At 53.5% G+C, this 19666-nt stretch carries 22 protein-coding genes; 17 read left to right on the top strand and 5 right to left on the bottom strand.

Going from position 1 to position 19666, the window contains the following annotated elements:
* Window positions 1-135 precede the first annotated feature (135 nt).
* The 3 genes from malM to ubiA all read left to right on the top strand — a co-directional run bounded on the left by malM (window position 136) and on the right by ubiA (window position 2618).
* Window positions 136-1053, top strand: a complete 918-nt coding sequence (gene malM / locus OLG56_RS20320; protein WP_000782497.1) for a maltose operon protein MalM — start codon at window positions 136-138, stop codon at window positions 1051-1053.
* A gap of 181 nt (window positions 1054-1234) precedes the next feature.
* The gene (gene ubiC, locus OLG56_RS20315; protein ID WP_000019219.1) at window positions 1235-1732 is read left to right on the top strand and encodes a chorismate lyase; all 498 of its coding nucleotides are present in this window, start codon (window positions 1235-1237) and stop codon (window positions 1730-1732) included.
* Window positions 1733-1745: 13 nt separating this feature from the next.
* Window positions 1746-2618: a 4-hydroxybenzoate octaprenyltransferase gene (ubiA, locus tag OLG56_RS20310; RefSeq protein ID WP_000455249.1), complete on the top strand. Its 873-nt coding sequence runs from the start codon at window positions 1746-1748 to the stop codon at window positions 2616-2618.
* Window positions 2619-2716: 98 nt separating this feature from the next.
* Here ubiA and plsB read toward each other — a convergent pair whose 3' ends face one another.
* Window positions 2717-5137, bottom strand: coding sequence for a glycerol-3-phosphate 1-O-acyltransferase PlsB (plsB, locus tag OLG56_RS20305; RefSeq protein ID WP_061377183.1), 2421 nt, complete (start codon window positions 5135-5137; stop codon window positions 2717-2719).
* A gap of 170 nt (window positions 5138-5307) precedes the next feature.
* Between plsB and OLG56_RS20300 the strand changes: the two genes are divergently transcribed.
* The 5 genes from OLG56_RS20300 (at window position 5308) to OLG56_RS20280 (ending at window position 8238) form a co-directional block, all read left to right on the top strand.
* Complete coding sequence (locus tag OLG56_RS20300) at window positions 5308-5676, top strand: diacylglycerol kinase (protein WP_000002900.1); 369 nt, start codon at window positions 5308-5310, stop codon at window positions 5674-5676.
* 108 nt (window positions 5677-5784) lie between these two features.
* On the top strand, window positions 5785-6393 hold the full coding sequence (gene lexA / locus OLG56_RS20295) for a transcriptional repressor LexA (RefSeq protein ID WP_000646079.1): 609 nt from the start codon (window positions 5785-5787) through the stop codon (window positions 6391-6393).
* A gap of 178 nt (window positions 6394-6571) precedes the next feature.
* Window positions 6572-7897: an MATE family efflux transporter DinF gene (gene dinF / locus OLG56_RS20290; protein ID WP_001128113.1), complete on the top strand. Its 1326-nt coding sequence runs from the start codon at window positions 6572-6574 to the stop codon at window positions 7895-7897.
* Entirely contained in the window at window positions 7894-8007 is a 114-nt protein-coding gene (locus OLG56_RS20285) for a hypothetical protein (protein ID WP_010989093.1), read from the top strand. Before dinF ends, OLG56_RS20285 begins: the two co-directional genes overlap by 4 nt.
* 21 nt (window positions 8008-8028) lie before the next feature.
* Window positions 8029-8238, top strand: a complete 210-nt coding sequence (locus OLG56_RS20280) for a CsbD family protein (protein ID WP_001030592.1) — start codon at window positions 8029-8031, stop codon at window positions 8236-8238.
* Window positions 8239-8337: 99 nt separating this feature from the next.
* Here OLG56_RS20280 and zur read toward each other — a convergent pair whose 3' ends face one another.
* The gene (zur, locus tag OLG56_RS20275) at window positions 8338-8853 is read right to left on the bottom strand and encodes a zinc uptake transcriptional repressor Zur (RefSeq protein WP_000416271.1); all 516 of its coding nucleotides are present in this window, start codon (window positions 8851-8853) and stop codon (window positions 8338-8340) included.
* 246 nt (window positions 8854-9099) lie between these two features.
* On the opposite strand from zur, the gene OLG56_RS20270 reads away from it, so the two are divergent.
* The 3 genes from OLG56_RS20270 to pspG all read left to right on the top strand — a co-directional run bounded on the left by OLG56_RS20270 (window position 9100) and on the right by pspG (window position 11906).
* A complete protein-coding gene (locus OLG56_RS20270) occupies window positions 9100-10410 on the top strand; it encodes a conjugal transfer protein TraF (RefSeq protein WP_023225674.1) in 1311 nt (436 codons plus the stop codon).
* A gap of 87 nt (window positions 10411-10497) precedes the next feature.
* A complete protein-coding gene (gene dusA, locus OLG56_RS20265; RefSeq protein ID WP_001182221.1) occupies window positions 10498-11496 on the top strand; it encodes a tRNA dihydrouridine(20/20a) synthase DusA in 999 nt (332 codons plus the stop codon).
* A gap of 167 nt (window positions 11497-11663) precedes the next feature.
* On the top strand, window positions 11664-11906 hold the full coding sequence (gene pspG, locus OLG56_RS20260) for an envelope stress response protein PspG (RefSeq protein ID WP_061377182.1): 243 nt from the start codon (window positions 11664-11666) through the stop codon (window positions 11904-11906).
* Window positions 11907-12080: 174 nt separating this feature from the next.
* Here the strand turns inward: pspG and OLG56_RS20255 are convergent, their stop codons facing one another.
* Entirely contained in the window at window positions 12081-13064 is a 984-nt protein-coding gene (locus OLG56_RS20255; RefSeq protein WP_000235555.1) for a quinone oxidoreductase, read from the bottom strand.
* A gap of 64 nt (window positions 13065-13128) precedes the next feature.
* On the opposite strand from OLG56_RS20255, the gene dnaB reads away from it, so the two are divergent.
* The 6 genes from dnaB (at window position 13129) to OLG56_RS20225 (ending at window position 18838) form a co-directional block, all read left to right on the top strand.
* Entirely contained in the window at window positions 13129-14544 is a 1416-nt protein-coding gene (gene dnaB, locus OLG56_RS20250; RefSeq protein ID WP_000918353.1) for a replicative DNA helicase, read from the top strand.
* Window positions 14545-14575: 31 nt separating this feature from the next.
* Window positions 14576-15655 (top strand): alanine racemase, encoded by a 1080-nt coding sequence (gene alr / locus OLG56_RS20245; protein WP_001147297.1) that lies wholly within the window; start codon window positions 14576-14578, stop codon window positions 15653-15655.
* Between the two features lie 185 nt (window positions 15656-15840).
* Complete coding sequence (tyrB, locus tag OLG56_RS20240; RefSeq protein WP_000486910.1) at window positions 15841-17034, top strand: aromatic amino acid transaminase; 1194 nt, start codon at window positions 15841-15843, stop codon at window positions 17032-17034.
* 186 nt (window positions 17035-17220) lie between these two features.
* Window positions 17221-17934: an acid phosphatase AphA gene (aphA, locus tag OLG56_RS20235; RefSeq protein WP_000724436.1), complete on the top strand. Its 714-nt coding sequence runs from the start codon at window positions 17221-17223 to the stop codon at window positions 17932-17934.
* A 128-nt stretch (window positions 17935-18062) separates the two neighbouring features.
* Complete coding sequence (locus tag OLG56_RS20230; protein WP_000270392.1) at window positions 18063-18479, top strand: secondary thiamine-phosphate synthase enzyme YjbQ; 417 nt, start codon at window positions 18063-18065, stop codon at window positions 18477-18479.
* Window positions 18480-18481: 2 nt separating this feature from the next.
* Entirely contained in the window at window positions 18482-18838 is a 357-nt protein-coding gene (locus OLG56_RS20225) for an MmcQ/YjbR family DNA-binding protein (protein WP_000155665.1), read from the top strand.
* On the opposite strand, the gene OLG56_RS20220 is transcribed toward OLG56_RS20225, so the two are convergent.
* Both OLG56_RS20220 and OLG56_RS20215 read right to left on the bottom strand, forming a co-directional pair.
* Window positions 18839-19177 (bottom strand): hypothetical protein, encoded by a 339-nt coding sequence (locus OLG56_RS20220; protein WP_001627500.1) that lies wholly within the window; start codon window positions 19175-19177, stop codon window positions 18839-18841.
* On the bottom strand, window positions 19164-19619 hold the full coding sequence (locus OLG56_RS20215; protein WP_000432195.1) for a hypothetical protein: 456 nt from the start codon (window positions 19617-19619) through the stop codon (window positions 19164-19166). The genes OLG56_RS20220 and OLG56_RS20215 overlap by 14 nt, the downstream gene beginning before the upstream one ends.
* Window positions 19620-19666 lie beyond the last annotated feature (47 nt).

Below are 19666 nucleotides of genomic sequence, written 5' to 3'. Positions count from 1 at the left end.
CGCAAGCCCCTCTGAAACATCAGGTCTGATGATGCTTGTAAGCCGAATAAGGCGCCAGCCGCCATTCGGCGATATGTTTGGGTTGGCGCGCTATTGCCTGGCTACCGCTGAACCCGCCTTATTGAGGTGAGAATAATGAAAATGAAGAAAAGTCTCGTCGCCCTCTGTTTAACCGCAGGGCTGTTCGCCAGCGTGCCGGGTATCAGCCTGGCGGAAGTGAACTATGTACCGCAAAATACCAGCGCCGCGCCTGCTATTCCTGCTGCTGCGCTACAGCAATTAACCTGGACGCCTGTAGATCAGTCAAAAACGCAGTCTACCCAACTGGCGACTGGGGGCCAGCGCCTTGACGTCGCCGGCATTACCGGCCCGGTCGCCGCTTATAGCGTTCCGGCGAATATCGGCGAGCTGACATTAACTCTGACCAGCGAGGTCAATAAGCAAGCCAGCGTTTTTGCGCCAAACGTGTTGATTCTTGACCAAAATATGACGCCTTCGGCGTTCTTCCCCAGCAGTTACTTTACTTATCAGCAGCCGGGCGTCATGAGCGCAGACCGGCTGGAAGGCGTGATGCGCCTGACGCCTGCGTTGGGGCAGCAGAAACTCTATGTTCTGGTGTTTACGACCGAAAAAGATCTTCAGCAAACCACTACGCTGCTCGATCCGGCAAAAGCCTATGCCAAAGGCGTCGGTAACTCTATCCCGGATATTCCCGATCCAGTTGCTCGCCATACCACTGACGGCGTGGTGAAACTGAAGGTGAAAACCAACAGTAGCTCCAGCGTATTGGTCGGGCCGTTGTTTGGCTCGTCCGGTACCGGGCCGGTAACGGTAGGCAATACCGCCGCGCCGGTCGCTGCGCCAGCGCCAGTCGCGCCGAAGAAAAGCGAACCGATGTTGAACGATACGGAAAGCTACTTTAATAAAGCGATTAAGGATGCCGTAGCGAAAGGCGACGTCGATAAAGCGCTGAAACTGCTTGATGAGGCCGAACGTCTGGGATCGACATCTGCCCGTTCCACCTTTATCAGCAGTGTAAAAGGCAAGGGGTAATTGTTTCCCCACAGTGCTGATTTTGCAGCAACTGGTGCGTCTCCTGGCGCACCTTTTTTTTATCATTTCATGCGAATTGTTATTTTTTTGTTGCGCAACAGATCACTTAATTGTGATTGCGCCCCCCGTAATGTCTTTTCTGAGATACAATGACTTTAGGTTATAAATCGGAGAGTAAGGCATGTCACACCCTGCGTTAACGCAACTGCGTGCGCTGCGCTATTTTGATGCGATTCCTGCGCTTGAACCCCATTTGCTGGACTGGCTGTTGCTGGAAGATTCTATGACTAAACGTTTTGAGCAGCAGGGAAAGCGGGTAAGCGTGACGCTGATTCGGGAAGCGTTTGTCGGCCAAAGTGAGGTCGAGGAAGCATCAGGTTTACTGCCATCCGAATCCCGTTACTGGTTACGTGAGATACTGCTTTGCGCTGACGGCGAGCCCTGGCTTGCCGGACGTACCGTGGTACCGGAATCCACGCTGTGCGGACCTGAACAGGTCTTACAACATCTGGGTAAAACCCCGCTTGGACGTTATCTATTTACATCATCGACACTGACCCGCGATTTTATTGAAATTGGACGCGATGCAACGCTGTGGGGGCGCCGCTCTCGACTGCGGTTGAGCGGAAAGCCACTGTTGCTTACCGAGCTTTTTTTACCTGCATCGCCGCTGTACTGAGAGGAAGATAAAGATGGAGTGGAGTCTGACGCAGAGTAAGCTGCTGGCGTTTCACCGTTTGATGCGTACAGATAAGCCTATTGGCGCGTTGCTGCTGCTCTGGCCGACGCTTTGGGCGCTATGGGTGGCGACGCCGGGTATGCCTCAGCTGTGGATTTTGGCGGTTTTTGTCGCTGGCGTGTGGTTAATGCGCGCGGCGGGCTGCGTGGTAAATGATTATGCCGATCGTAAATTTGACGGACATGTAAAACGTACGGTCAACCGGCCTTTACCCAGCGGCGCCGTGACAGAGAAAGAAGCGCGCAACCTGTTTGTGGTACTGGTGCTGCTGGCGTTTTTGTTGGTGCTGACGCTGAACGCCATGACGATTCTGCTTTCCGTGGCGGCGCTGGCGTTGGCCTGGGTTTATCCCTTTATGAAACGCTACACCCACCTGCCGCAGGTCGTGCTGGGGGCCGCTTTCGGCTGGTCAATCCCCATGGCGTTCGCCGCGGTGAGCGAATCCCTGCCGTTGAGCTGCTGGCTGATGTTCCTCGCCAATATTCTCTGGGCGGTGGCTTACGATACGCAATATGCGATGGTCGACAGAGATGATGATATCAAGATAGGCATTAAATCGACGGCGATCCTGTTTGGTCGTTATGACACATTGATTATCGGGATTCTGCAGCTTGGCGTCATGGCGTTAATGGCGCTGATCGGTTGGTTGAATGGTCTGGGATGGGGATATTACTGGGCTGTGCTGGTGGCGGGCGCGCTGTTTGTCTACCAGCAAAAACTGATTGCGAACCGTGAACGTGAAGCCTGCTTTAAAGCCTTTATGAACAATAATTACGTTGGCCTGGTGCTATTTTTAGGGCTGGCGATGAGTTACTGGCACTTCTGATGTCATGCCGGGCGAACCCGGCCTGCAAAGCCAAAATTTTCAATACGTCATATCAGTTGCCCGATAAGCTTACGCCATCGGGCATTTCAGGCACTGGCTTACTCGCTCTGCGTCGCGCTTTCAATCGTCAGACGGACATCAGAGGTAATCAGATCGGCAAGCATCTGATATATCTTCATCGTTTCTGCCGGTTCGGCATCGCCCGTATCACTGATATAACCCTCATCCCGTAGCGTCAACACGAGTGAACTGAACACCGCTTTGTCGAAAAACTCCGGCGCGTTAATACCGTGTAGGACAGACAGACGTTGCGCCACGGTACGGCTTTCTTTCTCCAGCGTACTGCGGTTGATGGACGGATTGGCGCTCAACAGCCAGAACGTAATGGCATAACGCTGTAGCGTTTCTCGCGCGCCTGCCGCCAGCAGTTGCAGCGTACGGGAATGCGTCGGGTTGATATGCAGTTCATCATCCTGCAGGGTAATTAGCCCCTGACGCTGCATTTCACTGGCCAGCGCGTCGATGACCGAGGCTAACTCCTCGCGCTCCCAGCGCAGGAACAGCTCCGCTTTTAACATCGGATAGAGCGCTTCAACATGCTGCTGCAACGCATCACGCGAAATGCGACGATGCTGGGTGATAATCGCCGCCATCAGCGAAGGCATAATCAACATATGCGCGATATTGTTACGATAGTAGGTCATCAACACCGCCTGCTCGCGCGGCAGGATGATGATATCGCCAATGGTGTCTTTCTCGACCTCAAACTTATTCATCTGCAGCGCGTGAGCGATGAGCTCACCAGCGTTGGCGGCAGGAACGGTTGAGTCTGTGGAATAAGGGACATTGCGCATCAGATCGAGATAGCAATCAAGCTGTTCGGTGAGCTGCTCGCGGGTGAGCGAGCGCTGACGCGACGCCAACAGCGCGGTACAACACAGGTTCATCGCGTTTGCCGCGCCAGCGTTGTTAATACGCACCATCAGATCGGCGGCGATACTATTTACCGTCGGCGTCAGCCAGGCTGGGCGTATGGCCTCTATAGGGTCGATAGATTCGCGCCACTCCGGCACATGCTGGTTCAGGTACGTCATGAGCGGCATCGGTTCGCCAAAGTTAACGTAGCCCTGACCCAGATTGCGCAGCTTGCTCAAGCCTTTCAGCATTTGCGGCAGGCTCTCTTTCTCTTTTGTCGCGCCGCGCAGCTCTTTCGCATAGGTGCCCACTTCCATGACGTGCTCATAGCCGATGTAAATAGGCACTAACGTAATTGGACGGGTACCGCCGCGCAGCATCGCCTGGATAGTCATCGACAGGGTGCCGGTTTTCGGGTCTAACAAACGTCCGGTACGCGAACGTCCTCCTTCGACAAAATACTCTACGGAGTAGCCGCGGCTGAACAGCTCGCCCAGGTATTCGCGAAAGACGGTGGAATAGAGTTTATTCCCCTTAAAGGTGCGACGAATAAAGAACGCGCCCAGACGACGGAAAATCGGGCCAGCGGGCCAGAAATTAAGGTTAATACCGGCGGCAATGTGCGGCGGAACCAGTCCCTGGTGATACAGCACATAAGAAAGGAGCAAGTAGTCCATATGGCTGCGGTGACAGGGTACATAGACGATTTCATGCCCGTCGTGCGCCAGTTGGCGTACGCGCTCGGCGTTATGCACGTTAATCCCCTGGTACAGTCGGTTCCAGGTAAACCCCAAAATCCTGTCGGTCAAACGAATCATCTCGTAAGAGAAGTTCGCCGCGATCTCTTCCATCAGCGCAATGGCGTTTTGCTGCGCTTTTTCATGAGAGATTTTCTTACTGCGCGCTTCGTCTTCTACCGCGCGGGCGATCGCTTTCGAGGCCAGCAGTTTGTTAAACAGATCCTGACGAGCGGGCAGGCGTGGGCCAACCGCCGCCAGGCGCTGGCGGGCAAAGTGCATACGCGCCACGCGAGCCAGCTTCTGCGCGATGATTTTATCGGTGCCGTGTTCATCAGCCATACGACGCAATGAGACGGACGGCGAGAATCGGACAAAGCTATCGCGACCCAGCCAGGAGATGGCAAAGAATTTCTGTACGCCGTTCAGCATACGTAAAGGCGGGTTATCTTCTCCCTTTTCACGACCCGGCGCGCGGCCAAACATCACGGAAACGGGCACCATCTGCACGTCCAAAGCCGGATTACTCCGATGCAGATCGAGATAATCGTGAAAAAGTTTCACCGACTCTTCTTTTGGCGTGTAATAGGTAAAGACACGCGGTCCGCCGTGAATAAATACATAGCGTGGCAACAGCGCGCCGTCGATCTCCAGCGGCTCCAGCGGATCCGGGAGATCGTGCGCCAGACATTGAGCCCGCAGCGTCAGTAAGTCCGCTTTTGAGTTGTATGGCAAGACATACATAATGGGGCGAGAAGTATCGAGCCCCAATTCCTGGGCGGGTTCCGCCGGAATAGACTTGCTTTTTACCAGTATGCTTAATGGTAAATTCAGTAATTTGTAGTAAATTCGTGGCCAGCCGGACATAAACGATGTAAAGCCTCTGGTTAATAATGCAAATGCGGTGCAAGGATATCAGAAAGTTTAGCGAATTTCTGTTGTATCCCGTCATACTTCGCGCTGCGTTACGGCAGTCCGAATCGTGCAGGGCAACCGTATAATGTCATTGACGTTAATAATGTAAAAAGGTTCTTTTGATGGCCAATAATACCACTGGATTCACCAGAATTATCAAAGCGGCAGGATATTCCTGGAAAGGATTTCGCGCCGCATGGACTCACGAAGCGGCGTTTCGCCAGGAAAGTATCGCGGTATTGCTGGGCGTCATCATCGCCTGCTGGCTGGATGTGGATGCGATTACCCGTGTGTTATTGATAGGTTCCGTTTTACTTATCATGATTGTTGAAATCCTCAACAGCGCTATTGAAGCGGTCGTGGACCGCATCGGTTCTGAATACCATGAGCTTTCCGGCCGTGCGAAAGATATGGGATCGGCTGCGGTGCTACTGTCTATTTTCGTGGCCCTGATGACCTGGGGCATCCTGTTATGGTCACATTTTCGATAAAGGTTCCAAATTTTATAAATCTCTTGTTTTTTGCGCCGTTTGTGGTTCCAAAATCACCTTTAACTGTATATACTCACAGCATGACTGTATATACACCCAGGGGGCGGAATGAAAGCGTTAACGGCCAGGCAACAAGAGGTGTTTGATCTCATCCGGGATCACATCAGCCAGACAGGTATGCCACCGACGCGTGCGGAAATCGCGCAGCGTTTGGGGTTCCGTTCCCCAAACGCTGCGGAAGAACACCTTAAGGCGCTGGCGCGCAAAGGGGTGCTTGAAATCGTTTCCGGCGCATCGCGAGGTATCCGTCTGTTACAGGAAGAAGAGGACGGATTACCGCTTGTCGGGCGTGTCGCGGCGGGTGAACCGCTTCTGGCGCAGCAGCATATTGAAGGCCATTACCAGGTCGATCCTTCACTGTTCAAACCCAGCGCCGATTTCCTGCTGCGCGTGAGCGGTATGTCGATGAAAGACATCGGTATTATGGATGGGGATTTGCTGGCGGTACATAAAACGCAGGACGTCCGTAATGGCCAGGTGGTTGTCGCTCGCATTGACGATGAAGTGACAGTAAAACGCCTGAAAAAGCAGGGCAATAAAGTGGAGTTGCTGCCGGAAAACAGTGAGTTTACACCGATAGTGGTGGATCTGCGCGAACAAAGCTTTACGATTGAAGGGCTGGCGGTAGGCGTCATTCGCAACGGGGAATGGTTGTAATCTCTTTTTAATCTCCTTGTAAGCCGTCATCCGGCAATCGTGCAGCCTGATGGCGCTGCGCTTATCAGGCCTACGGGAATGCAGTTCCTGAGATGATTAATTTGTAGGCCGGATAAGGCGTTACGTCGCCATCCGGCAATGCGCTCGTTTCGTTTAACTCCTTGTCAGGCTTTTCTCCATGCCGCTTTTTACCTCCTCTGATAAAGCTCTCTGGCGTCTCGCGCTGCCGATGATTTTTTCTAACATCACCGTCCCCTTACTGGGGCTGGTCGATACGGCGGTGATTGGTCATCTGGACAGCCCGGTTTTCCTGGGCGGCGTGGCGGTGGGCGCGACTGCCACCAGCTTTCTTTTCATGCTGCTGCTATTTCTACGTATGAGCACCACCGGCCTAACGGCGCAGGCATTTGGCGCCAAAAATCCGCAGGCGTTAGCCCGGGCGCTCATTCAACCGTTATTGCTGGCGCTGGGCGCAGGCGTGATGATTGTGCTATTTCGCACGCCGCTTATCGAGCTGGCTTTACATATTGTCGGCGGGAACGACGCTGTCCTGGTGCAGGCGAGACGCTTCCTTGAAATTCGTTGGCTAAGCGCTCCCGCGTCACTGGCGAATCTGGTGCTGCTCGGGTGGCTGTTAGGCGTTCAGTATGCGCGGGCGCCGGTTATCTTGTTGGTCGTGGGCAATATCCTCAACATCGCGCTCGACCTGTGGCTGGTGATGGGACTTCATATGAACGTGCAGGGCGCCGCCCTGGCGACGGTCATCGCAGAATATGCCACGTTACTGATCGGCCTCATGATGGTACGTAAAGTTCTCCATCTCCGCGGTGTGTCGCTGGATATGCTAAAACAGGCCTGGCGCGGCAACGTGCGCCGCCTTTTAGCGCTCAATCGCGATATCATGCTGCGCTCATTGCTCCTTCAGCTTTGTTTTGGCGCAATCACGGTGTCAGGCGCGCGGCTGGGCAGCGATATTATCGCGGTAAATGCAGTCCTGATGACCTTACTCACCTTTACGGCCTATGCGCTGGACGGTTTTGCTTATGCGGTGGAGGCGCACTCCGGTCAGGCTTACGGCGCGCGTGACGGTAGCAAGCTACTGGACGTCTGGCGAGCGGCGTGTCGTCAGTCAGGAATTGTGGCCTTGTTGTTTTCCACAGTCTATGCCCTGGCAGGCGAACATATTGTCGCGTTACTGACCTCATTGCCGCAAATACAGCTACTGGCGGATCGGTATCTTATCTGGCAGGTGGTATTACCGCTGGTGGGCGTATGGTGCTATCTGCTCGACGGTATGTTTATTGGCGCGACGCGCGCCGCCGAAATGCGCAATAGCATGGCAGTCGCCGCGGGAGGATTTGCGCTGACGCTCTTCGCCCTGCCGGTATTAGGAAATCATGGTTTATGGCTGGCATTAACCGTGTTCCTGGCGCTTCGCGGTCTGTCGTTGAGCCTTATCTGGCGTCGTCACTGGCGCGAGGGTACATGGTTTGCCAGATCGTGACGGTTAAAAATTCTGAATATAAAACCGAAGGCCGAATTCCTGCCTACAATTATTATCACGTCCAGCAGAAATTGCAGAGCATTTGGGCGAATAACACCTGCTATTCCTAACCGAATGATGAGGACAAGATGATGAATAAAGACGAAGCCGGCGGTAACTGGAAACAGTTTAAAGGTAAAATGAAAGAACAATGGGGCAAACTGACCGATGACGATATGACCGTTATCGAAGGTAAACGCGACCAACTGGTAGGTAAAATCCAGGAGCGTTACGGTTACCAGAAAGATCAGGCGGAAAAAGAGGTTGTTGACTGGGAAACCCGTAACAACTATCGCTGGTAATATGTTTTCCCCTACCAGGAGTACATGGATGTGCTTCCCACTGTTTGCTTATGAATGCGGGCGTGCCCCTCTCTACTGCCGCCCGTTTTTCCGTTCAGGCTAACGCGGTTTTTTCTTCACCAGCACCGAGTGATCGTGACCACAGTCGCCCGGATGGCGACACGCTTCCACTTCTACGCACGCAGGGCACAGACCGTGCGCCTCAATAACGTTATGTCGTAGCGCAAAGCCCATTTTAGCCGCCAGCGTATGCATGATGTCTTCCACGCCCTCGGCACACTCTTCCTTCACCACGCCGCAACGATCGCAGATAAACATGGCCGAGCTGTGCGTTGGCTGGTCGAACAGGTGGCAAACCACATAACTATTGGTGGATTCCACTTTATGGACAAAACCCTGTTCGAGCAAAAAATCCAGCGCGCGGTAGATGGTGGGCGGTTTGGCCTGTGGTTCCGTTTCGCGCAGCAAATCGAGCAAATCGTATGCGCTGATGGCACCCTGTTGCAGACTCATCAGGCGCAGCACTTCGAGGCGCTGAGGCGTCAGGCGCACGTTGCGCTGCGCGCAGAGTTTTTCAGCTTGCGCCAGTAACTCTTGCGTTGTGGTCTTTTCCATGTAGCACCTCGAATGGCATGAAAGTCTAATCCGCTACTTTACCACGAGCTGCTTAAAACTCTGAAATTACCCCGCGACAATATATCGCCTGCTAAGCTTTTCCGCGCCAGTATTCTCATCTATACATAATGAGGGTCGATATTATAACAACAGGATTTAACATCACTATTTCACAGCAATGGTTCGCCTCTGTCCGGTAAAGCGTGGCGGAGGGATTACTTCACCTGATAATAAGATGGGCTAACTGTGAACAAAAACGTCAAACTTTCACTGATTGCTATCGCGGTCTCGCTTTTTATGGCAAAGCAGGCGAGCGCCGCCAATACCTGGACGGAAGCGCGTAATGACGCAATGGGCGGGACGGGCGTCGCGTCCGCGAATTATGGCAGCGGAGTACTATTAAATCCGGCGTTACTGGCAAAAGCTAAACCGGAAGACAATATCACTGTTGTCCTTCCTGCGGTCGGCGTCCAGATTACGGATAAAGACAATCTCCAGGATGAAATTGACGATATCAGCGATAAAGTGGATTACTACGATGAGGTCGTCGATAACCTTACGCTGGGGCAAATTCTGTTCAATCCGCGAGGCGTGCTGAATCAATTTCAGGGCGCCGCGCGCGACCTGGCCGATGAGCTGGAATATCTCAACGGAAAAACCGCCCGCGCCAATGCCGGCGCCGGGTTGGCGGTAAGTATTCCAGGGCAAACGCTTTCCGTGGCGTTTATCGCCAAAGGTTATGCGCATGGGCGCGTGAGTTCGTCCATTGATCAGAACGATATTCAGTATCTGCGCGATATCCAGCATGATGAACGTGTCGCGCTTCGTGAAGCAGGACGCGCTGCTTTGCTGGGGTCTGACGAAATTACAAAGCATTTAAACTCTACCGCGTCAGGACGGGTAGCGATTGTATCTGACTACGGTATTGCGCTGGCGAAGCAGTTTGTGATGGGCGAGGTGCCTGTTTCCATTGGCGTTACGCCAAAACTGCAAAAAACCTGGCTCTATAACTACACCACCTCAATTTATAACTACGACAGTAGCGACTGGAATAGCAGCCGTTATCGCAATGACGATACGGGTTTTAACATTGATGCGGGGCTTGCTGCCGATATCGGTGAAAACTGGACGCTGGGGCTGAGCGGGCAAAATTTGGTATCTCGCGATATCGATACGAAAGATATTTACATCACTAATGGTATGACGGGAGAAACCACCAACTACAAAGATACATACCAAATCCGCCCCCTGGTTACCGCGGGCGTCGCATGGCATAACGATTTGCTGACCGTAAGCGCCGATGGCGATCTGACGGAAACGAAAGGCTTTAAGAGCGAAGACAATTCACAGTACGTGGGTGTCGGCGCTGAAGTTCGACCGTTGTCATGGCTGGCGGTGCGCGCAGGGTATCGTGCGGATGTGAAAAATAACGATAGCAATGTAGTTACCGGCGGTCTTGGTTTTGCGCCCTTTAACCGTGTGCATCTCGACTTAATGGGACTGTACGGCGAAGATGAAACCTGGGGGGCAGGCGCGCAGCTTACAATGACATTCTGAGGTGCTTTCACCGGAGGCGCTACGCCTCCGGTTTAGCGTTATGCTATAGTAACGCCCCTTTTTTAACCGGATGCTTATTTATTCGCCATGCAGCCTGAAACCCAGTCCTCCGCTTTTCCTGCTTATCGCTTCTCCATCGCGCCTATGCTCGACTGGACGGACAGACATTGCCGCTATTTCCTGCGTTTGCTGTCTCGCCAGACGCTGCTCTACACCGAAATGGTGACCACGGGCGCGATTATTCACGGTAAGGGTGACTATCTGGCTTACAGCGAAGAAGAGCATCCGGTCGCTCTACAGCTTGGTGGAAGCGATCCGGCTCAGCTTGCGCATTGTGCAAAGCTGGCGGAAGCGCGTGGCTACGATGAAATTAACCTCAACGTGGGGTGCCCCTCCGATCGCGTGCAAAACGGTATGTTTGGCGCCTGTTTGATGGGCAATGCGCAACTGGTCGCCGATTGTGTTAAAGCCATGCGTGATGTCGTCTCGATTCCGGTGACGGTAAAAACCCGCATTGGTATTGACGATCAGGACAGTTATGCGTTTCTGTGTGATTTCATCGATACGGTTTCCGGTCAGGGCGAATGCGAGATGTTTATTATCCATGCGCGCAAAGCCTGGCTTTCTGGCTTAAGCCCGAAAGAAAATCGTGAGATCCCGCCGCTGGATTACCCGCGCGTCTATCAGCTAAAGCGGGATTTTCCGCACCTGACCATCTCCATTAACGGCGGCATCAAATCTCTGGAAGAGGCGAAGGAGCATCTGCGCCATATGGATGGCGTCATGGTTGGCCGCGAAGCTTATCAGAATCCGGGTATACTGGCCGCGGTGGATCGGGAGATCTTTGGCGCCGATACCACCGATGCCGACCCGGTTGCGGTGGTTCGTGCGATGTATCCCTATATTGAGCGTGAATTGAGCCAGGGAGCGTATCTGGGGCATATCACTCGCCATATGCTGGGGTTGTTCCAGGGCATCCCCGGCGCGCGGCAGTGGCGTCGCTATCTGAGCGAAAACGCCCATAAAGCTGGCGCGGATGTTGCTGTACTGGAGCAGGCGCTAAAACTGGTAGCAGACAAGCGTTAAAAGTTCGCCAAAAATTAGTCAATCTCACCACGCTCTGTGCAGTCTTGCAGGGCGTTTTCTTTATATATCAATAATATAAATATTGGCATGATTTTTGTAATAGCTTACCTGACCAGACCCGGTAAGCGTCGTGCCGCCGGGCAATGCCATCTTTATGGGGAGCGACTATGCTGGAACTACTTTTTGTGCTTGGCTTTTTTCTGATGTTAATGGTGACGGGCGTCTCCTTGCTGGGCATTCTGGCCGCGCTGGTTGTAGCGACTGCCGTCATGTTCCTGGGCGGAATGTTCTCCCTGATGATCAAACTGTTACCGTGGCTACTGCTGGCGGTGGCTGTGGTGTGGGTGATCAAAGCAGTAAAAACGCCAAAAATCCCACAGTATCAGCGCAATAACCGTCGGTTTTACTAAGGTATTGAGCGGTTCGTCACAACCTGGAACTTTGCCCTCACAGGCAAATAGGAATCGATTATTAAATCTGTCATGATTGCGCAGGTAACGAATTCATCGCGCTGTACCCTACATACAGCCGAACAAAAAAAGAAAGGGCTTCCCGGGTGGAAGCCCAATTTCTTTGCAGAGCTATTACGGAATCAGCAGGCTTGAGCCCTGTGTTGCCCGGCTTTCCAGCACCTCATGCGCGCGACGGGCATCTTTTAACGCATAGCGTTGATTTTCAGCCACATCAACTTTAATCACGCCGCTGGCGATCAGTGAGAACAATTCATTGCTGGCTTCGGTCAGTTCTTCACGCGTCGTAATATACCCCTGTAGTGAAGGTCGCGTGGCATACAGGGAACCTTTCTGATTCAGAATACCTAAATTCACGCCGGTGACGGGGCCGGACGCATTGCCGAAACTGACCATCAGTCCCCGTCGTTGCAGGCAGTCCAGTGAGGCTTCCCAGGTATCTTTCCCCACGGAGTCATAGACCACGCGGACTTTTTTGCCGCCGGTGATCTCTTTTACCCGTTCGACAATACTCTCCTCACGGTAATTAATTACCTGCCAGGCGCCAGCGTCCAGCGCCCGCTGCGCTTTTTGCGCGCTACCGACGGTACCGATAAGCTTCGCGCCCAGCGCTTTCGCCCATTGGCAGGCGATCAGACCGACGCCGCCCGCAGCGGCATGAAACAGGAAGGGTTCGTCGGGTTTCACTTCATAGGTTTTGCGCAACAGGTAAAAAACGGTCAACCCCTTGAGAAAAGAGGCTGCCGCCTGTTCGAAGGAAATGGCGTCAGGTAAAATCGCGGCTTTATCTGCGGGGACGTTATGGACAGAACTGTAAGCGCCGAGCGTTGACTGCGCGTAGACGACGCGATCGCCCACGCGAATATGCTCCACGCCGTTGCCGACTTTACTGACCACACCCGCAGCTTCGGTTCCCAGGCCCGCAGGCAACGACGGGGGCGGATAGAGTCCGCTACGGATATAGGTGTCGATGAAGTTGATACCAATGGCTTTGTTCTCAACCTGGATTTCGTGTTCCGCCGGTTCCGTTGGCGTAAACTCCACGGTCTGAAGCACTTCCGGACCACCATGCTTGTGAAATTCAATACGCGTTGCCATGCTTCCTCCAAAAGAAATGTGGTAATCTTTCGACCCAATCACTATCTCGGTAACTCCATTCACTATGGCAGGAAATAAACCCTTCAACAAACCACAGACTGATGCCCGCGACCGCGATCCGCAGGTTGCCGGGATAAAAGTACCGCCGCACTCGATTGAAGCGGAACAGTCGGTGTTGGGCGGTTTAATGCTGGATAACGAGCGCTGGGACGATGTGGCCGAGCGCGTGGTGGCGGAAGATTTCTATACCCGCCCGCATCGCCATATCTTTACGGAGATGGGGCGCTTGCAGGAAAGCGGCAGTCCTATCGACCTGATTACGCTCGCGGAATCGCTGGAGCGGCAGGGCCAACTGGACAGCGTCGGCGGTTTCGCCTATCTGGCGGAGTTGTCTAAAAACACGCCAAGCGCGGCGAATATCAGTGCTTATGCGGACATTGTGCGCGAACGCGCCGTGGTCCGCGATATGATCGCGGTGGCGCATGAAATTGCGGACGCCGGTTACGATCCACAGGGGCGTAATAGCGACGAACTGCTGGATCTGGCGGAGTCGCGCGTCTTCCAGATCGCGGAAAACCGGGCCAACAAAGACGAAGGCCCGAAAAGCATCGACCAGATTCTCGACGCTACCGTGGCGCGTATTGAGCAGTTGTTCCAGCAACCGCACGATGGCGTTACAGGCGTGGATACCGGCTATCAGGATCTCAATAAAAAGACGGCAGGGTTACAGCGTTCGGATTTGATTATCGTCGCGGCGCGTCCCTCCATGGGTAAAACCACTTTTGCGATGAACCTCTGCGAAAATGCGGCGATGTTGCAGGATAAACCGGTACTGATCTTTAGTCTGGAGATGCCCGGCGAACAGATCATGATGCGTATGCTGGCCTCGCTGTCCCGCGTCGATCAGACACGTATTCGTACCGGTCAACTCGATGATGAGGACTGGGCGCGAATCTCCGGCACGATGGGCATTCTGCTGGAGAAACGCAATATGTATATTGACGACTCCTCAGGTCTTACGCCGACAGAAGTCCGTTCGCGCGCACGGCGTATTTTCCGCGAACATGGCGGGTTAAGTCTGATTATGATCGACTACCTGCAATTGATGCGCGTGCCGTCGCTTTCTGATAACCGTACTCTGGAAATCGCCGAAATTTCTCGCTCGTTGAAAGCGCTGGCGAAGGAACTCCAGGTGCCGGTCGTGGCGCTATCGCAGCTTAACCGCTCCCTGGAACAACGCGCGGATAAACGTCCGGTGAACTCCGACCTGCGTGAATCCGGCTCTATTGAACAGGATGCCGACTTAATTATGTTTATCTACCGTGATGAGGTTTATCACGAGAACAGCGACTTAAAAGGCATTGCTGAAATTATTATTGGTAAGCAACGTAACGGTCCTATCGGTACGGTTCGTCTGACGTTCAATGGTCAGTGGTCGCGCTTCGATAACTATGCGGGACCGCAATACGATGATGAGTAACTCTCCGTCATTCTGTTAACAAGGAATTCAAATGCAAGCGGCAACAGTCGTCATTAACCGCCGCGCTCTGCGACACAACCTGCAACGTCTGCGTGAACTGGCGCCTGCCAGTAAGCTGGTTGCGGTGGTGAAAGCGAACGCTTATGGACACGGTCTTCTGGAGACCGCGCGAACGCTCCCTGATGCTGACGCTTTTGGCGTGGCGCGTCTTGAAGAGGCTCTACGTCTGCGAGCGGGCGGGATCACGCAGCCTATCCTGCTGCTGGAGGGTTTTTTCGACGCCGCCGATCTGCCGACCATTTCCGCGCAATGTCTGCATACCGCCGTACATAATCAGGAGCAGCTTGCCGCCCTGGAGGCGGTGGAGCTGGCGGAGCCAGTAACGGTCTGGATGAAACTGGATACCGGTATGCATCGTCTCGGCGTGCGTCCCGAAGAGGCGGAGGCGTTCTACCAGCGTCTGACGCACTGTAAAAATGTACGCCAGCCGGTGAATATCGTCAGCCATTTTGCCCGTGCGGATGAGCCGGAATGCGGCGCTACCGAACATCAGCTCGACATTTTTAATGCCTTCTGTCAGGGTAAACCCGGTCAGCGCTCTATTGCCGCGTCTGGCGGTATTCTGCTGTGGCCGCAGTCTCACTTTGACTGGGCGCGTCCGGGCATCATTTTGTATGGCGTATCGCCGCTGGAACACAAACCCTGGGGGCCTGATTTTGGTTTTCAGCCGGTGATGTCCTTAACCTCCAGTTTGATCGCGGTGCGTGACCACAAAGCGGGCGAACCGGTGGGCTACGGCGGGACATGGGTGAGTGAGCGCGACACGCGCCTGGGCGTGGTGGCGATGGGTTATGGCGATGGCTACCCACGAGCGGCGCCTTCCGGTACGCCAGTACTGGTCAATGGTCGTGAAGTCCCGATTGTCGGGCGGGTGGCGATGGATATGATTTGCGTGGATTTGGGGCCAAACGCGCAGGATAACGCGGGCGATCCGGTGGTCTTATGGGGCGAAGGTCTGCCGGTTGAACGTATCGCTGAAATGACAAAAGTAAGTGCTTACGAACTTATCACGCGCCTGACTTCAAGGGTGGCGATGAAGTATATTGATTAAATACGCGGCAGGCCGGGTGGCGCTTGCGCTTATCCGGCTTGTCTCGCGCATTGGCTGTAGGCCGGATAAGACGTTCACGCCGCCATCCGGCAATATGCGCATCCACCACAACATCCTCTCGATCTTCTCGTCCTTCCGGTTTATTGTGTTATTTCCTGCCCTCTGTAAACCTGGAGAACCATCGCGTGTTTCAAAAAGTTGACGCCTATGCCGGCGATCCGATTCTTTCACTGATGGAGCGTTTTAAAGACGACTCCCGTCACGACAAAGTAAATCTGAGCATTGGCCTGTATTACAACGAAGACGGGATTATCCCACAGCTCAAAACGGTGGCCGAAGCCGAAGCCCGGCTTAACGCGCAGCCGCATGGCGCTTCGCTGTACCTGCCGATGGAAGGACTCAATACTTATCGCCATACTATCGCGCCTTTGCTCTTTGGCGCCGATCACCCGGTTCTTCAGCAACAGCGCGTGGCTACTATCCAGACATTAGGCGGTTCCGGCGCGCTGAAAGTAGGCGCGGATTTCCTGAAGCGTTATTTCCCCGACGCAGGCGTATGGGTGAGCGACCCCACCTGGGAAAACCATATTGCGATATTTGCCGGGGCAGGATTCGAAGTGAGTACTTACCCCTGGTATGACGACGCGACTAACGGCATCCGTTTTAACGATCTGCTGGCCACGCTGAATACGTTACCTGCACGCAGTATCGTGCTGCTGCACCCCTGTTGTCATAACCCGACCGGGGCGGATTTAACACCTTCGCAATGGGATGCGGTGATTGAGATAGTGAAAGCGCGCGATCTGATTCCGTTCCTTGATATTGCCTATCAGGGGTTTGGCGCAGGCATGGACGAGGATGCTTACGCTATTCGCGCCATTGCCAGCGCCGGGTTACCTGCGTTAGTCAGTAATTCTTTTTCGAAGATTTTCTCGCTGTACGGCGAGCGCGTCGGCGGCCTGTCCGTGGTGTGTGAAGATGCTGAAATTGCCGCGCGGGTTCTGGGACAGCTAAAAGCGACGGTGCGCCGAATTTACTCCAGTCCGCCGTGTTTCGGCGCTCAGGTGGTCGCTACGGTCCTGGGCGATGAGGCGTTAAAAGCGGGCTGGCTGGCGGAAGTCGACGCGATGCGTAACCGCATTATATCGATGCGCCAGACGCTGGTGAAGGAGCTGAAGGCGGAGATGCCTGACCGCAACTTTGATTACTTGTTACAGCAGCGCGGTATGTTCAGCTATACCGGGTTAAGCGAGGAGCAAGTCGAGCGGTTGCGCGATGAGTTTGGCGTTTACCTGATTGCCAGTGGCCGCATGTGTGTCGCCGGGCTTAATGCTTCAAATGTACACCGCGTGGCGAAGGCATTTGCCGCTGTCATGTAATATTCAGGCCGGACGGCGATAACATTGCCCTCCGGTCTGACAATAGCTGTTGTGATCATCCTCTTTTTTCGTAACAAAACCGCAGATAATCCTTCCTTTTGACCGTTACTGGCGTTATGGTCAGATAGTTTTTTGAGCAAAGACTCATCTTGATAATTATAATATTTTGAATTTTAAGGGAAAAGCATGAAAAAAATAACCCTGGCGCTAAGTGCCGTCTGTTTGTTGTTTACGCTAAACCATTCCGCGAATGCGTTAGTATCTTCCCCTTCGACGCTCAATCCGGGCACTAACGTTGCAAAACTCGCGGAACAAGCGCCTGTCCATTGGGTCTCTGTCGCCCAGATTGAAAACAGCCTCACCGGACGCCCGCCGATGGCGGTCGGCTTTGATATTGACGACACCGTGTTATTTTCCAGCCCCGGATTCTGGCGCGGAAAGAAAACCTACTCCCCGGACAGCGACGATTATCTGAAAAATCCGGCCTTTTGGGAAAAAATGAACAACGGCTGGGATGAATTCAGTATTCCAAAAGAAGTGGCCCGACAGCTCATTGATATGCATGTTCGTCGTGGCGACAGTATTTACTTTGTCACTGGTCGTAGTCAGACGAAAACGGAAACCGTGTCGAAAACGCTGGCGGATAACTTCCATATTCCGGCGGCGAATATGAATCCGGTGATTTTCGCCGGCGATAAACCGGGACAAAATACGAAAGTTCAGTGGCTGCAGGAGAAGAACATGCGTATCTTCTACGGCGATTCGGATAACGATATTACTGCGGCTCGTGATTGTGGTATCCGCGGTATTCGCATCCTGCGCGCGGCTAACTCCACCTACAAACCGCTGCCGCAGGCAGGAGCGTTTGGCGAGGAAGTCATTGTCAACTCGGAGTACTAAAAATCAGGAGAGCGACAGGCTCTCCTTTTTTGCATGATTTTTGCACAAACTTGCCCCGCTGGCTTTTACCTTTTCCAGACTTGCTGCACACTATTCAGGAGACGTTTGTTTTTAGGAAGGAGCAGCCTATGTGGTATCAGCGCACCATTACACTGAGCGAGAAGCCGCGCGGGTTTCATCTGATAACAGATGAAATTATCGATAAATTGTCTGGCTTACCGCCTGTCGAAACGGGTTTGCTGCATCTGTTGTTACTACATACCTCGGCCTCGCTGACGTTAAACGAAAACTGCGATCCCACCGTGCGCGCTGATATGGAGCGCCATTTCCTGAAAACCGTTCCCGATAATGCGGCGTATGAACATGATTACGAAGGCGCAGATGACATGCCTTCGCATATTAAGTCGTCAGTATTGGGCGTCTCGTTGCTGCTGCCTGTACGCCAGGGGCGTTTACAGTTAGGAACATGGCAAGGTATCTGGTTGGGAGAGCACCGTATTCACGGCGGTCCACGTAAAATCATCGCGACACTACAAGGGGAATGATAATGACCATTTCGGAATTACTGCAATACTGCATGGCAAAACCTGGCGCAGAGCAGAGCGTCCACAGCGACTGGAAAGCGACGCAAATTAAAGTGGAAGATGTACTTTTCGCGATGGTAAAAGAAGTTGAAGGACGCCCGGCAGCCTCTCTCAAAACCAGCCCGGAACTGGCAGAGTTATTACGTCAGCAGCACAGCGATGTACGACCGAGTCGGCACCTTAATAAAGCGCACTGGAGCACGGTCTATCTGGACGGATCGCTGCCGGATTCACAACTCTATTATCTGGTCGATGCCTCTTATCAACAGGCGGTAAATGCGCTGCCGGAAGATAAACGCAAGCAGTTGCCGCAGTCCTGATTATAGCGCGCCGACCAACAACGCCAGGGCGATATCAATGAGGCGGATGACCGTAGACCGGATACGGCTGCCGAGGGCGATTTGCGCATTATTGGCGCGTAGCCTGGCGAGGTCCCGCTGTCCTTCCAGCAGAATAATCATATCGTCGTCGTCCAGCCAGCCGCGAGCATGTTCCTGAAGCGCGCGGGCGATAAACGCAGCGGACTCGCGTATACCGTCGTCGCTGTCTTCTCTTGCCTGCTTATACGCCTGGATAAACTCGGCAATCGCCGAGGAGGCTACAGGATGTTCGGCCCGGGCGGTGGTCATCAGGTTATGTATTTCGTTAATAGACGCCATTTTCTTCTCCCTGAGTACAGCGTGCGCCCCAATGCAGACACTCACCCTGTATGGCTAATTTCCAGACCTGATTATTTTGCTGTTGGTATCTCTCAGCCTGGATGTAAGTAAGTGGTTGCTTACGTTGCATAACCCGCGCATAAAGACGCAAATAGTGATTTTTCAGCAGCGCCAGATTATCGAGTCGGTGTTTATCCCCACCTTGACGGGCGACCCGCTCAGCCTGAAAAAATGTCTGGCGGATATCGCGGTCATCCTTGAGCAGTGTCTCTTTTTGCCACGGTATTCGCGCCGCGTCCTGCAGGAAGCGGGTTGAGCGCGCTTGTAATAGCGTCAGTTGTTGAAAAGCCACGGCGCTAAAGCGGTCAGGTAGCGTACAGGCGGCTAAAAACAGGCACAGCAGTAGTGTGATTGCGTAGGGCAACTTCATGGTGTTTTCCATAACAGACCGTTTGCGCTATCACATGTCAGAGCGAGGCGGCACGCAAA

Source organism: Salmonella sp. 2018103, from assembly GCF_026247685.1.
Taxonomy (GTDB): Bacteria; Pseudomonadota; Gammaproteobacteria; order Enterobacterales; family Enterobacteriaceae; genus Salmonella; species Salmonella enterica.
Note: the sequence above shows the minus strand (reverse complement) of the source record. Positions and strands in the feature narration are given on the sequence as shown.

Coding starts and splice junctions, on each gene's coding strand:
- OLG56_RS20225 (WP_000155665.1), top strand. CDS start 18,482: ATGACCATTTCGGAATTACTGCAATACTGCATGGCAAAACCTGGCGCA.
- zur (WP_000416271.1), bottom strand. CDS start 8,853: ATGGAAAAGACCACAACGCAAGAGTTACTGGCGCAAGCTGAAAAACTC.
- alr (WP_001147297.1), top strand. CDS start 14,576: ATGCAAGCGGCAACAGTCGTCATTAACCGCCGCGCTCTGCGACACAAC.
- dnaB (WP_000918353.1), top strand. CDS start 13,129: ATGGCAGGAAATAAACCCTTCAACAAACCACAGACTGATGCCCGCGAC.
- OLG56_RS20280 (WP_001030592.1), top strand. CDS start 8,029: ATGAATAAAGACGAAGCCGGCGGTAACTGGAAACAGTTTAAAGGTAAA.
- OLG56_RS20215 (WP_000432195.1), bottom strand. CDS start 19,619: ATGGAAAACACCATGAAGTTGCCCTACGCAATCACACTACTGCTGTGC.
- ubiA (WP_000455249.1), top strand. CDS start 1,746: ATGGAGTGGAGTCTGACGCAGAGTAAGCTGCTGGCGTTTCACCGTTTG.
- pspG (WP_061377182.1), top strand. CDS start 11,664: ATGCTGGAACTACTTTTTGTGCTTGGCTTTTTTCTGATGTTAATGGTG.
- aphA (WP_000724436.1), top strand. CDS start 17,221: ATGAAAAAAATAACCCTGGCGCTAAGTGCCGTCTGTTTGTTGTTTACG.
- OLG56_RS20220 (WP_001627500.1), bottom strand. CDS start 19,177: ATGGCGTCTATTAACGAAATACATAACCTGATGACCACCGCCCGGGCC.
- OLG56_RS20300 (WP_000002900.1), top strand. CDS start 5,308: ATGGCCAATAATACCACTGGATTCACCAGAATTATCAAAGCGGCAGGA.
- lexA (WP_000646079.1), top strand. CDS start 5,785: ATGAAAGCGTTAACGGCCAGGCAACAAGAGGTGTTTGATCTCATCCGG.
- OLG56_RS20255 (WP_000235555.1), bottom strand. CDS start 13,064: ATGGCAACGCGTATTGAATTTCACAAGCATGGTGGTCCGGAAGTGCTT.
- OLG56_RS20230 (WP_000270392.1), top strand. CDS start 18,063: ATGTGGTATCAGCGCACCATTACACTGAGCGAGAAGCCGCGCGGGTTT.
- dusA (WP_001182221.1), top strand. CDS start 10,498: ATGCAGCCTGAAACCCAGTCCTCCGCTTTTCCTGCTTATCGCTTCTCC.
- ubiC (WP_000019219.1), top strand. CDS start 1,235: ATGTCACACCCTGCGTTAACGCAACTGCGTGCGCTGCGCTATTTTGAT.
- malM (WP_000782497.1), top strand. CDS start 136: ATGAAAATGAAGAAAAGTCTCGTCGCCCTCTGTTTAACCGCAGGGCTG.
- plsB (WP_061377183.1), bottom strand. CDS start 5,137: ATGTCCGGCTGGCCACGAATTTACTACAAATTACTGAATTTACCATTA.
- dinF (WP_001128113.1), top strand. CDS start 6,572: ATGCCGCTTTTTACCTCCTCTGATAAAGCTCTCTGGCGTCTCGCGCTG.